The 12,849-nt window shown below is 60.1% G+C and carries 11 protein-coding genes and 1 pseudogene; 8 read left to right on the forward strand and 4 right to left on the reverse strand.

The window, feature by feature from the left end; translation table 11 throughout:
• Positions 1 to 68 precede the first annotated feature (68 nt).
• The 8 genes and pseudogenes from V1279_RS22345 to V1279_RS22380 all read left to right on the forward strand — a co-directional run bounded on the left by V1279_RS22345 (position 69) and on the right by V1279_RS22380 (position 9,513).
• Positions 69 to 1,295, forward strand: coding sequence for a phenylacetate--CoA ligase family protein (locus V1279_RS22345; RefSeq protein WP_334440216.1), 1,227 nt, complete (start codon positions 69 to 71; stop codon positions 1,293 to 1,295).
• A gap of 87 nt (positions 1,296 to 1,382) precedes the next feature.
• Positions 1,383 to 1,559, forward strand: a pseudogene (locus V1279_RS22350) (DUF968 domain-containing protein); the annotation flags it as partial.
• 186 nt (positions 1,560 to 1,745) lie between these two features.
• Positions 1,746 to 2,744 carry an NAD-dependent epimerase/dehydratase family protein gene (locus tag V1279_RS22355; protein ID WP_334440219.1) on the forward strand — a complete coding sequence of 333 codons (999 nt, stop codon included), beginning with the start codon at positions 1,746 to 1,748 and terminating at the stop codon, positions 2,742 to 2,744.
• A gap of 373 nt (positions 2,745 to 3,117) precedes the next feature.
• A complete protein-coding gene (locus tag V1279_RS22360; protein ID WP_334440222.1) occupies positions 3,118 to 3,615 on the forward strand; it encodes a D-glycero-alpha-D-manno-heptose-1,7-bisphosphate 7-phosphatase in 498 nt (165 codons plus the stop codon).
• A 1,124-nt stretch (positions 3,616 to 4,739) separates the two neighbouring features.
• Positions 4,740 to 5,816: a GDP-mannose 4,6-dehydratase gene (gmd, locus tag V1279_RS22365; protein WP_334440225.1), complete on the forward strand. Its 1,077-nt coding sequence runs from the start codon at positions 4,740 to 4,742 to the stop codon at positions 5,814 to 5,816.
• Positions 5,797 to 6,804 carry a GDP-L-fucose synthase gene (fcl, locus tag V1279_RS22370; protein WP_334440228.1) on the forward strand — a complete coding sequence of 336 codons (1,008 nt, stop codon included), beginning with the start codon at positions 5,797 to 5,799 and terminating at the stop codon, positions 6,802 to 6,804. The genes gmd and fcl overlap by 20 nt, the downstream gene beginning before the upstream one ends.
• Positions 6,805 to 6,848: 44 nt before the next feature.
• Positions 6,849 to 8,018, forward strand: a complete 1,170-nt coding sequence (locus V1279_RS22375; protein WP_334440230.1) for a glycosyltransferase family 4 protein — start codon at positions 6,849 to 6,851, stop codon at positions 8,016 to 8,018.
• A gap of 181 nt (positions 8,019 to 8,199) precedes the next feature.
• Positions 8,200 to 9,513, forward strand: coding sequence for an aminotransferase class III-fold pyridoxal phosphate-dependent enzyme (locus tag V1279_RS22380; RefSeq protein ID WP_334440232.1), 1,314 nt, complete (start codon positions 8,200 to 8,202; stop codon positions 9,511 to 9,513).
• Here V1279_RS22380 and V1279_RS22385 read toward each other — a convergent pair whose 3' ends face one another.
• The 4 genes from V1279_RS22385 to V1279_RS22400 are packed head-to-tail and all read right to left on the reverse strand — an operon-like array spanning position 9,514 to position 12,833.
• Positions 9,514 to 10,179 (reverse strand): hypothetical protein, encoded by a 666-nt coding sequence (locus tag V1279_RS22385; RefSeq protein WP_334440234.1) that lies wholly within the window; start codon positions 10,177 to 10,179, stop codon positions 9,514 to 9,516.
• A gap of 4 nt (positions 10,180 to 10,183) precedes the next feature.
• Positions 10,184 to 10,960, reverse strand: coding sequence for an imidazole glycerol phosphate synthase cyclase subunit (locus tag V1279_RS22390; RefSeq protein ID WP_334440236.1), 777 nt, complete (start codon positions 10,958 to 10,960; stop codon positions 10,184 to 10,186).
• Between the two features lie 13 nt (positions 10,961 to 10,973).
• Positions 10,974 to 11,612 (reverse strand): imidazole glycerol phosphate synthase subunit HisH, encoded by a 639-nt coding sequence (gene hisH, locus V1279_RS22395; RefSeq protein ID WP_334440239.1) that lies wholly within the window; start codon positions 11,610 to 11,612, stop codon positions 10,974 to 10,976.
• A 42-nt stretch (positions 11,613 to 11,654) separates the two neighbouring features.
• Complete coding sequence (locus tag V1279_RS22400) at positions 11,655 to 12,833, reverse strand: N-acetyl sugar amidotransferase (protein ID WP_334440243.1); 1,179 nt, start codon at positions 12,831 to 12,833, stop codon at positions 11,655 to 11,657.
• Positions 12,834 to 12,849 lie beyond the last annotated feature (16 nt).

Genomic DNA, 12,849 nt, shown 5'->3' on the forward strand with positions numbered 1-12,849 from the left:
ACCGGTAGCCGCCGTCTGATACCACGTCAGAGGCGGCGCGCAATCGACCCTAACTTGGGGAATTCGTCATGACGGACCATTACGACGCGCTCGAGACGCGCGAGCCGGCCAAACGCGAGGCGGAGTTGTTGTCCCGGCTGCCGGACGTCCTGCGCAAGGCACTGGCCGCGCCGGCCTATGCCGAGCGCCTGAAGGGCGTCGACCCCGCTGCTATAACCAGCCGCGCCGCGCTGGCGCGCCTGCCGGTGCTCCGCAAGTCGGAACTCCCAGCCCTGCACAAGGCTGCGCCTCCCTTCGGCGGTTTCGTGGCCGGGCCTTTGGGGTCGTTCGGGCGGCTGTTCACCTCGCCGGGGCCGATCTTCGAGCCCGAGCCCGTTCACGCCGACCCCTGGCGCGGCGCGCGGGCGTTGTTTGCGGCGGGTTTCCGGCCCGGCGACGTGGTGCTCAACACCTTCAGCTACCATCTGACGCCCGGCGGCTTCATCTTCGACGCTTCGGCGCGGGCGCTGGGCTGTGCGGTGATTCCGGCCGGCCCCGGCAATACCGAGCAGCAGTTCGAACTGATCGAGGCCTATCAGCCGATCGGCTATAGCGGCACGCCGGACTTCCTCAAGATTCTGCTCGACGCCGCCGCAAGTGCGGGGCGCGACGTTTCCTCGATCAAGCGCGCGATGGTATCAGGCGCGGCGTTTCCGAAATCGCTGCAGGACGAGGTGAAGTCGCGCGGCATCGATGCCTATCAGGCATTCGGCACCGCCGACCTCGGCCTGATCGCCTTCGAGACGCCGGCGCGCGATGGCATGGTCGTCAACGAGGACCTGATCATGGAAATCGTACGTCCCGGCACCGGTGACCCCGTAGCGCCCGGCGACGTCGGCGAGATCGTCGTCACTTCGCTCGATCCGCAGCATCCCTGGATCCGCCTCGCGCTCGGCGACCTCACGGCGGCGTTGCCGGGCGCAAGCCCGTGCGGACGAACCAACATGCGCATCAAGGGCTGGATGGGCCGCGCCGACCAGACCACCAAGGTCAAGGGCATGTTCGTGCGCCCCGAGCAGATCGCCGAGATCGGCAAGCGCCATCCCGAACTCGGACGACTGCGCCTCGTGGTTACGCGTTCCGGCGAAAGCGATCTGATGACGCTGAAGGCGGAAACGGCGGCGCCCGGCGAGACGCTCAAGGAGGAACTAGCCGCGAGCCTGCGCGCGGTGACGAAACTCGGCGGCAATGTGGAACTGGTCGGCGCTGGCGCGCTGCCGAATGACGGCAAGGTGGTATCCGACGAGCGCAACTAGCCCCGCTTGCTTGGTGCTCGGCTTTGGGTTCGTTCTGCCAAATCCCTCTTCACTAACTCGAATGCGTACGTCGGAATTGCTCTCCTGCCGAAAGAGCCGGTGCGTAAGCGAAGCAAGCTCCACCTATCTTTCGTACGAGGACAGCCTTGCCTGATCTGCCAACAAACCCCGTCTGATCCACACCACCTAAAATTCGCTCAACCGAGAGCATTAGGACGCAAGGTCAGCGATGAGTTCACAGTGCCACTCTGTCGCACCCACCACTGCAATCATCTTGCTCAAGCTGGTGTGAACACAAGCGGTCGCAATGCGGACTAAGGACCCATTCCACAGTCATGTCCATGAGGCGGGAACTCGTGGTTAAACCCTCGGTTGCCCTCGGGTGATTCGTACGGCTATACTGAGGCGAGTAAATCATTCAATTGACCTCAAGAGCCTTGTGCGCAGGATATGCAGCGGGAAATTCAGCGGAAGGTGGATATCCCAGTGATGATTTCACGAGCGAGGCCGGCTCACGGCCCGGTCGACGCGCAAATGCGTTCCGCCGCGTCCGGCTCACACAATAGCACCAACAAGGAAAAACCCAGGGTGCTTGTGACGGGCGCCGACGGGTTCGTCGGGCGACACTTGGTTCCCTTCCTTGCCACGCGGGGATACAGGGTGATTGCCGCATCGAGAGCGACAGCCACTTTCGAGAATCCGAACGTCACCGCAGTTCCGTTGCCGGATCTCTCGAAGCTGTTCGATTGGTGCCCCGTTCTAGACCAATGCGACACTGTGGTTCATCTTGCGGGCATCGCTCACAAGTACGCCGGTGACGCCCTTTACGATCGCATCAACCATCGCGCGACATCGGCGCTAGCGCGCGCCATATCTCGCGGCGCGACGAAACATTTGGTATTCATTTCGTCCATCGCCGCCCAGTCCGGTGCTTACGCGGATCATGACCTGACTGAGGATGATTTTCCGACACCAAGCAATGCGTATGGACGATCCAAATTTGCCGGCGAACAGGCCATTCGCGCAGCCGGCATTTCCTTTACCATCTTGCGACCGGTCGTAATTTATGGCGAAGGTGAGAAAGGAAATTTCGCTATCGTCCATCGGCTTTCGCGGCTGCCGGTCCCGCTACCATTCGGAGCGCTAACGGCACAACGGTCCATATTGTCGATTCAGAATTTCAACTTGGCGGTCGAGACCGCCTTGAGCAACCCCCGCGCTCGGGGAGAGACCTTTATCGTATCGGACCCGAAACTGGTCACGGTCGCAGATCTCATCGCGCGTCACCGCGCCGGTCTCGGCAGATCACCCGGCTTGATCCCCTTCCCCGAAAGCTGGATCAAGGCGTGCCTGAAGGCGACGGGCCAAATTTCGACCTGGGACCGGATTGGTCGGCCACTGGTAGCTCCGCCAACGAAGCTACTTGCGATCGGCTGGGAACCATCTTGAGCGAATAGCGTTCGTGATTGCCAATACCTTGGCACCGGACACGGGCGAGCCCGGTTTCATTTTTCGCAGAATTCGCAGATAACAGGATCTTTCGCAGCATGGTAAGATCCTGAAGCATTCCTGCCCTCGCAGCCACGCAACAAGACATGCTGCATCGGCAGATCGCGCGGAAGCGTAGAGCCCTGTCGAACGGCGTGGCGCCTTCGATCGTCTCGCTTACAGACGTACAACGATTGGATCGGCGAGCCTCGATTGGTATTGGCGATCAGATCGCTTGAAAAATCCCTACGATCCGACATCCCTGTATACGGCTAACAGTTTCGCGGCTGGAGCAGTCTTGGCATGATAGTACTCCCCGCGTTAAGACAGTGAGATGAAGAGGCCAGCAATTTTCTTTGACCGGGACGGCGTGCTGAACGAAGATTGCGGCTACGTCTTCGAAATCAGCAAGCTAAAGTGGATAGATGGCGCACGCGCAGCGGTGAAGCTCGCCAATGATGCTGGATATTTTGTATTCGTGATTACGAACCAATCTGGCGTAGCCAGAGGCTTCTACGAGGAAAGCCATGTTGAAGCGATACATGCGTGGATGGCGCACGATTTAGCTAAGATTGGAGCTCACATAGATGCCTTCGAGTACTGCCCTTATCATCCCCAAGCGCCAATAGAACGGTATCGTCAAGTAAGCAATCGGCGCAAGCCCGCACCGGGTATGATCAACGATCTCTTGGACCGGTTTCCAGTGGACGTCAGTCGAAGCAGTCTCGTAGGAGATAAGCTCACTGATTTAGAGGCCGCACGAGCAGCAGGGATAAAAGGATATTTGTTTCGGGGTGATAACCTCGAACATTTCTTGAAGTCAATCTTGTAATCATACGCGGGACCAAATTTCTTCCAGCGGCAATTGATGCACGATGCTAATGTGGCTTTTCAAATTTCGGTGATCTGACTATCCAATAGGTTTTCTACCATTTATCACAGGATCAGTATTATCGCTTGAAGACCAACACATCGTCGTCCGGTACTTCTCGATGTAAAAAAGCGGCCTTGACTTAAATTGCTACATCCGAGATTGCTGCTGTGCCGATCCAAGACATGCGCCATTCTCGTAAAGTTGATTGTAGAGCGAACCTCGTGATCGGAAACTCAGGTGCCTAATCGTCCAACTCCTCGATTTCGGTCTTATGTCGGCCAAGTGATAGAAAATCCATACTACCCGTAGTAGTTGCACAAGCTCACGGTGGAATACCGCCCGTGCAAGTCAGTCGAAAACTGAAATGCGCATTAGCGATAGCCGGCATCACCAGCTATTTCGCGCTCGCCTCTTATTTCAAGTATTCCTATCCCCCTTCCTCAGGAAAAGAGATTGTCCTTCGCGGCTTCGAGCGATTGGGAGACTCGCACCATGCTGTGGTCGCACATAGTTGGGTTCCTAAAAGCGCGCGATTGGGCGAAGCCGATTCCGAGGACGACAACCAGCGCTCGTCCGTAATGATATACGAAGACGACAAGCCCCTCGGTCCGCCTCACAGCTCACACGCAGACATTATAAAGCTTGGAAGGGGCCGTTTCTCACATTGGCGAGGCCAGGGTTTCGTATTTTCGTCAAGCGACAATAGTAACCCAGCGACGAATGGCCGTTCATACCGAGCCGTCCTGCCACATCAGCAGCCATAGTATTGCTTTTCTAACTGGCCCGCCGGTTCACGCTGGCGGGCCCAAGCCTTGCCAGGAGGCGAGGCTCGGACGTGACTTGGTTCGCGCTCGACTTCCTTAGGCAGGCCATGCGGAGAATCGGTGCTTGAGTAGCACGGATTGAAGTGATTTGGCTTGACTAGGCGCTTTTGACCGAATGTTGTGACGAATTTCTTGAACTGAATTCGTCCAACGAGTATGGCTTCAATTCGATGACGATACTGCGCAGCTAATAATCGCTAGTTTCGCGTTGCGCGCCTATGGTACGTCGGATCCGAAATTCTTGAACAGGTTGAAGGCATGATAGGAAAACCGCCTGTTGCGCTGATCACCGGCGTCACCGGCCAGGACGGCGCCTATCTTGCCGAATATCTGCTCGGCCTCGGCTATGAGGTCCACGGCATCAAGCGGCGATCGTCCTCGTTCAACACCGCCCGCATCGACCACCTCTACCAGGATCCGCATTCCCGCAACGTGCCGTTCCTGCTGCACTACGGCGACATGACCGACTCGACCAATTTGATCCGGCTGATGCAGCAGATCAGGCCGACCGAGATCTATAACCTCGCCGCCCAGAGCCATGTCGGCGTCAGCTTCGAAAGCCCGGAATACACCGCCAATGCCGACGCCATCGGCGTGCTGCGGCTCTTGGAGGCGATCCGCATTCTCGGCATGGAGAAGGAGACGCGGTTCTATCAGGCCTCGACCTCGGAACTCTACGGTCTGGTCCAGGAGGTGCCGCAGAAGGAGACCACGCCGTTCTATCCGCGCTCGCCTTACGGCGTCGCCAAGCTGTACGGCTACTGGATCACGGTGAACTACCGCGAGGCCTACGGCATCTATGCCTCGAACGGTATCCTGTTCAACCATGAGAGCCCGATCCGCGGCGAGACCTTTGTGACGCGCAAGATCACGCGCAGTGTCGCCCGCATCGAAACCGGCATCGATGAGGTGCTCTATCTCGGCAATCTCGAGGCCAAGCGCGACTGGGGCCATGCCCGGGATTACGTCGAGGGCATGCATAGGATATTGCAGGCGGACGCGCCCGACGATTTCGTGCTGGCGACCGGCGAGGCCCGTTCGGTGCGTGAGTTCGTCGAACTGGCGTTTGCTGAAGTCGGCCGCCGCATTGAATGGCGCGGCAAGGGTGTCGACGAGACCGGCGTCGACGCCAAGTCCGGCAAGACCTTGGTCCGGATCGATCCGGTCTACTTCCGGCCGACCGAAGTCGATCTTCTGGTCGGCGATGCCAGCAAGGCGCGCGAGAAGCTCGGCTGGCAGCCCAGGACGTCGTTCGCCCAGCTGGTCAAGGAAATGGTCGCGAGCGATCTCGATGACGCAAGGCGGGAGGTCGCCAATGGCAAGCCTTCCGTTTGAGCTGAAGGGCAAGACGGTCTACGTCGCCGGGCACCGCGGCATGGTCGGGTCTGCGCTGATGCGCCGGCTGGCGGCGGAAGATGTCGAACTGCTGACGGCGAGCCGCAGCGAGGCCGATCTGCGCGATCAGGCCGCGGTCAACAAATGGTTTGCCGCCAAGCGCCCGCAGGTGGTGTTTCTCGCCGCCGCCAAGGTCGGCGGCATCGTCGCCAACAACACGCTGCGCGCCGAATTTCTCTACGACAATCTGGCGATTGCGGCGAATGTGATCCATGCGGCGCATGTCAACGGCGCCGAGAAGCTGATGTTCTTAGGCTCGTCCTGCATCTATCCGAAGCTGGCGCCGCAGCCGTTGCGCGAGGACTCGATGCTGACGGGGCCGCTGGAGCCGACCAACGAGCCCTATGCGATCGCCAAGATCGCGGGGATCAAGATGGTCGAGGCCTATCGCAGCCAGTATGGCGCCGACTTCATCAATGTGATGCCGACCAATCTGTACGGCAGCGGCGACAATTATCATCCCGAATACAGCCACGTCGTGGCCGCCCTGATCCGCCGCTTCCACGAGGCGAAGATGTCCGGCGCCAGGGAAGTCGTGGTCTGGGGCACCGGCACGCCGCGGCGCGAATTCCTCTATGTCGACGATCTTGCCGATGCCTGCATCCATTTGATGAAGAGCTATTCCGGCGATGAGCTGGTCAATATCGGCACCGGCGAGGACATCACGATCGCCGAATTCGCCCGCGTGGTCGCGGCGACCGTCGGCTATGCCGGGGAAATAAGTTTCGACACTTCACGACCCGACGGCACCCCGCGAAAACTGCTGGACGTCAGCCGGCTGGCCAGGCTCGGCTGGCGCGCCAGCACGCCGCTGGAGGAAGGTATCAGACTCGTCTACAAAACATACCGAATGGAACAGTCGACAGATCGACTATCAGAGCTCCATATTTCAGACAGCCCTCACACATGCACAACTCTGCAAAGCTGATCCTCGCTACTCAGTTCTATCCTCCGGATACGAGCACGACGGCGGTGTATCTGGGCAAGATCGCCGATACACTTGCGGCAGATAACCAGGTTGTCGTTATTTCCGCCACGCCCAACCCGGATTCGCTCAGCGCAGACCCGCGCAGCAATCCGGCCATTGTCGAAATCAGAAACTGGAGCCCGCGCAAGTCCGCGCTCGTGCAACGCGCGGCGGCGGTATGCCTAGTGGCAGTGCGGATGTTCTTCTCGGTCTTGAGGCGAGCAACATCCAGCGACGTCGTCTTCTGCATAACGTCTCCTTTCACATTGCCTTACACCGTGCTTCTGGCGGCGAAACTGCGCGGCGCGGCCACGCTGCTCCTCATCCATGATCTCTATCCCGAAGCGCTCGAAGCGGCCGGCCTGATCCAATCCAGGTCCTTTGCAGCCCGGCTCATCCGTTCCGCCAACACGCTCCTGTTTCGAAGCCTGGACGCCGTCATCGTCATCGGACGCGATGTGCCGCCCCTGATCCTGAAGTATCCAGGCGTCAAACCGGACAAGCTTCACATCATCCCCAATTGGCCGCTGATCCCGATCGGATATCAGAAGATCGACCCATCCAGCCGTTTCCGCGCTCCGGATGCTTCCAAATTCATCGTCGGACTATCAGGCAATCTGGGCTTTACCCACTCCCCTGCAACGGTGTTTGAAGCCGCAAAACTGCTGCAGTCGGAGAACGACATTCATTTCATCCTGTCCGGATGGGGCGTTGGCTGGAGAGAACTGAATGATCTGCTCGCGCAGGAAAAACTCGCCAACGTCACGATCCTGAGCCCGGTCCCCGAGGATGAGCTGATCGAGTTTCTGTCCGCGGCGGATCTTTGGGTCATACCCTATCGCCGAAATATCGCCGGCGTGTCGATTCCGAGCCGCCTCTACAACCTGTTGGCCGTCGGCCGGCCGTCCGTTGTCGCGTCAGAGGCAAATTCTGAAGGCGCCCTTGTGCTCGCCGAAGAGGCCATCGGATGGGTCGTGCCGCCCGAGGATCCGATAGAGCTTGCCCGGGCGATCCGGGAGGCTGCACGAGACCGTCAGGCGACGACCGAAAAGGGAATACGAGCGGTCAGCGTTGCCCACAAATACCGCGCAGAAGCTGCACTTGCGCTTTATCGCCGCGTCGTCAACGATGTCAGGCGGGCAAGGATGGACCGCAGAAGCGGTCAAACGAGCTGAAGACGCCCTTGGCCGCAGATCTTTCTGCGGGTGAGCGTCACGCACGGCTCGCCAAGACAGGCGGTGCCGTCGCGAACACGCTTACACAATTCGATTGCGAGCATAGGCTGGGCCCGGCACCTTGCCTGACCGAAAGGCTTGGGGTATCCACCGCCTGCTTTCCATACGGGAGAAACATGCGATGTCGAGCACTGGCCAAACGCTTTACCGGCGCGCGCGCAAGGTCATGCCCGGCGGAACGCAATTGCTCTCCAAACGGCCCGAAATGTTCCTGCCCGAGCAGTGGCCGACCTATTTCAAGTCGGCCAAGGGGGCCGAAGTCGTCGATCTCGACGGCAAGACCTATCTCGACATGAGCTATTGCGGCATCGGTGCCACTATCCTGGGCTTTGCCGATCCCGACGTCGACGCGGCGGTGAAGACCGCAATCGACATGGGCTCGATGTCGACGCTAAATTGCGCGGAGGATATCGAGCTCGCGGAACTCCTGGTCGAGCTGCATCCCTGGGCGGACATGGTCCGCTTCGGCCGCGCCGGCGGCGAAGCGATGGCGATCGCGATCCGAATCGCGCGTGCGGCCACCGGCCGCGACATGGTGGCATTCTGCGGCTATCACGGCTGGCACGATTGGTATCTCAGTGCCAATCTCGGCGAGACCACCGCACTCGACGGCCACCTGCTGCCGGGCCTCGACACCAAGGGCGTGCCGCGCGGTCTCGCCGGGTTGATGCATCCGTTCCACTTCAACAAGCTCGACGAGATCGAGGCGATCGTTGCCGCGAACGGCGAGCGGCTCGCCGCGATCGTGATGGAGCCGGTGCGCTCCAGCGAGCCCGAGCCCGCCTTTATCAAGGGCATCCGCGCACTCGCCAACCGCTGCGGCGCGGTGCTGATCTTCGACGAGGTGACGTCGGGCCTTCGCATCAATTCCGGCGGCGCGCACCTCGCCTATGGCGTCGACCCCGACATCGCGGTGTTCGCCAAGGCCATCGCCAACGGTTTTCCGATGGCGGCGATCGTCGGCCGGGCATCGGTGATGGATGCTGCGCAGGAAACCTTTGTCAGCTCGACCGCCTGGACCGAGCGCGTCGGACCGGTCGCAGCCCTTGCCACTCTGCGCAAGCATCGCGAGCAGAATGTCGCCAGGCATCTGATGCGGATCGGCACCCGCCTTCAGAAGGGCTGGACCGAGGTGTCACAGGCAACCGGCCTGCCGGTGCATGTCTCCGGCATTTCGCCGCTCGGGCATTTCGCCTTCGATCTGCCTGACGCCCAGGAGGTGCGTACATTGTTCACGCAGATGATGCTCGACCGCGGCATTCTAGCCACCGGCTCGTTCTACGCGATGTGGACGCATACCGACGCCCATGTCGACCGCTATCTGGAAACCGTGAACGAGGTGTTCCGCGAGCTGCGCACCGCAGTGGAGCAGAAGGCCGTCAAGCAATTGCTGCGCGGCCCGGTCGCCCATTCCGGGTTCAAGCGTCTGACCTGATCAGGCGTCTACCCCGAAAATATCGCGCCTCACGTTGCGCGACGTCGGCGAGCGCGCGGCCTTCGGATAGATGCCGTGCAGCACGCTGTCGGCGGCGAGCGCGCCGCCATCAATGATGATCGCTCCGGTCGACACGAAGGTGTTATTGCCGATGGCGGTCTTCCCGATCACGCGGCTGCCGCCATACATCACGATGCCGCGGCCGAACGACGGATAGTCGTTCTCGAGGTTCGCGCCGACCGTGCAGTTGTGATAACAGATGAAGTAATCTGAATAGTTCGCACGGCCGAGCACGGTGCCGACCGGATGCTGGACCGCGAACACGTCGGGCAGCTCGACCTCATAGAACGCATCCAGCGCGTGCAGCGCCTTGTTGAGCGCATAGGCCTTGTCGGCGATGGGATGGCCGGGCCGCTCGCGGAACGCGCTGTTTGCGAGATAGTAGAGAAAGATCGCGTATTGGTCGGAGTGCCAATGCGAAAAACGCGCTTCGCCATCGGCGAAAAAGCCTTTCAGCCTGACGCGCGAGAAGCAATGTTCGATCCGGCCAAGCGCGAGATCGACGAAATTCGGCAAGTCGCCGAGATCGGCGCCATCCGGAAACAGGTTCTCGAACTGCTTCCGCACATAGCCGGCGAGGTCATTGCGCTGAAGCGAGAGCTGCACGGTACTAGTTCCTGCTGCTGGAGCTCGCCCGCACCTCGAGGCCGCGCGAGAAGAGATGGCTGCGCAGCTTGATCGGGCTGTGATCGGTGAAGAGGAACATCGAAGAGATCGCCACTGCGGACGCGCCGGCCTCCAGCGCATCGATCGCATGCTGCAGTGAGCCACAGCCACCGGAGACGATCAAGGGCACGCCCAGCACGTTTGCAGCCCTGTGGATCATGTCGAGGTCGTAACCGCTCATGGTACCGTCGCGATCGATGGAACCGAGCAGCACCTCGCCGCAATGCAGGTCCTCACAGCGCCGCGCCCATTCGATCGGGTCGAGGGCCGCATGCTCGCGGCCGCCGTCGATGAAAACGCTGGCGTGGTTGGGGCTGATCTTCTTGTAATCGATCGACACCGTGATGCATTGGTCGCCGAACACCCGCGCCGCGTCGCGGACGAATTCGGGACGCCGCACCGCTTCCGAATTGACCGAAACCTTGTCGGCGCCGGCGCGCAGCAGCATGTTGACTTCTTCAAGCGTCTTGACTCCGCCGCCGACCGTGAATGGCATGAAGATCTCTTCCGACATCCGCTCGATGATATCGACCACGCGGCTGCGCGAGGCTTCGCTCGGCACGATGTCGAGCACGATCAACTCGTCGACGCCGTAGTCGTTATAGACTTTTGCGGTCGTCACCGGATTGCCGGCGGCACGCTCGTTTTCGAAGAAGCGGACATATTTGACGAGCCTGCCGTCGCGCAGCAGGAATTTCGGGATAAGGCGCTTCTTCAGCATCGCAGGCTAATTTTCAAGGATTCCAGCGCAGGAAATTGCTCATCAGCTCGATCCCGCTGTCCTGGCTCTTCTCGGGGTGGAACTGAGTGGCGGCGATATTGTCTTTTGCGATGATCGCGGTCACGGACTGACCGTATTGTGCAAAGCCTACGACGTCGCCCGAGTTATTGCAGCGCATGGCGAAGGAGTGCACGAAATAGAATGCGAGATTGCTCTCGCGGATACCGGCCAGGATCGGATGGTCGCGCTCCCTGGCCACCATGTTCCAGCCCATATGCGGGATCTTCAGCGCAGGATCGTTCGGCATCAGGCGCACGACATCGGCATCGAACCAGCCGAGCCCGCGATGCAGGACGCCGTCATCGGCATGCTCTTCCGAAGACTGCGCCAGCAATTGCATGCCGAGGCATACGGCCAGGAACGGCTTGCCCTTTTCACGGACGTGAAGTTCAAGCAACTCGTCGATGCCGCGGGCGCGGATGTTGAGCATGGCGTCGCCGAAGGCGCCGACACCGGGCAGGATCACATGCGATGCATCGGCGATCGCGTCGGCGTCGTGGGTCACAATCGGATTGTAGCCGCAGTACTCGACGGCATTGCGGACCGATCGCACATTGTTGATGCCGTAGTCGACGATCGCAACGTCTGACATCGCCTTAGCTCCCCCGCCGCTACCCCAGCGCCGCTGATAAAATCACCCCTTGCCGCCGATTTCGACACCCGGATGGTTCGGCCACGGCACCGAGGTCCGGTCCCACTTGTCCATGTCAGGCATTTTCCTGCCCGGCTCCACCGCGTTTGGGGAAAACTGCCACGGGCTGACCTCGTGCTTGATCGCGATGCCAAGGAACTGTTCTTCAGTGAGCTGCAGATAATCCAGGAACAGGTCGAGGCTCGGCGGCCGCTTGCCGTCGAATTCCCGCACCAGCGCCTCGCCCTCCTCGCGGGTCATGCGCTTGTTGCGGATATCGATATTGGCGAGATGGTTGGTGCGTCCCATGCCGCGCTTGATGTATTTCAAATAGTCGCGCACGCCCTGGAAGAAGCATTCGATCTTCTCGTAGTCGTATTCCGGTGGGATGCCCTCGACTTCCTGGCCTTTCCAGCCGAGCTCGCGCTTGATGATCTCGACGTGCTTCTTGGTGTCCCACTTGATGTAGCTGCCGAGGCATATCGAGCGGCACTTGATCCGCATCAGTTCCTTGCGCGGCGGATAGACGAACGGATACAGGTCGCGCTTGGCGACGCGGCCGCCCAAAAATTCGTACATGTCGTCGGCGGTGATGCCGAGGTTCATGGCGCGGTTGAAGCGCTTCTCGTCGACCTCTTCCATCTCGTCGTAGGAATAGAACGACTGGTATTCGGCAAGGCTCTCGCCCCAGAACAACAGCGGCGTCTCGTAGCGGATCGCGATCTGCATGGTGTGGGCGTAGATGCCGGTATGGCAATGCCAGCAAAAATCGCCGCGGCGCTTGAGCGATTCCAGCATCAGCTCGCGGACGACATGCCAGTTCGGGGTGAAGTTCAGCACGTCGACGCCGAGCTGCTTGAACACGCTGGTGTTGTTCTCTTCGATCAGCGGACGATAGAACCAATGGTCGAAGCGCACCACCAGCGGCTTCAGGCCCAGCTTCTTCACCACGTACCAGAGCTGGAAAACGCTGTCCTTGCCGCCGGAATAGGGAACGATGCAGTCGTAAAGACCCTTGTCGCGGTATTGCGCGACAAGCTCCATCATCTGGGCATGGCGCTCATCCCAATTGATCTGGGTGTCGCGAACTTCAATCTGCGCGCAAACGCTGCAGGATCCGTGGTCGTCGAACGACGTTGCCTCTGCCGTTTCCGGCAGCAGACACTTGCTACAGCTCAACATTTCAAGAGTTCTCGCG

This window comes from Bradyrhizobium sp. AZCC 1610, from assembly GCF_036924515.1.
GTDB lineage: Bacteria > Pseudomonadota > Alphaproteobacteria > Rhizobiales > Xanthobacteraceae > Bradyrhizobium.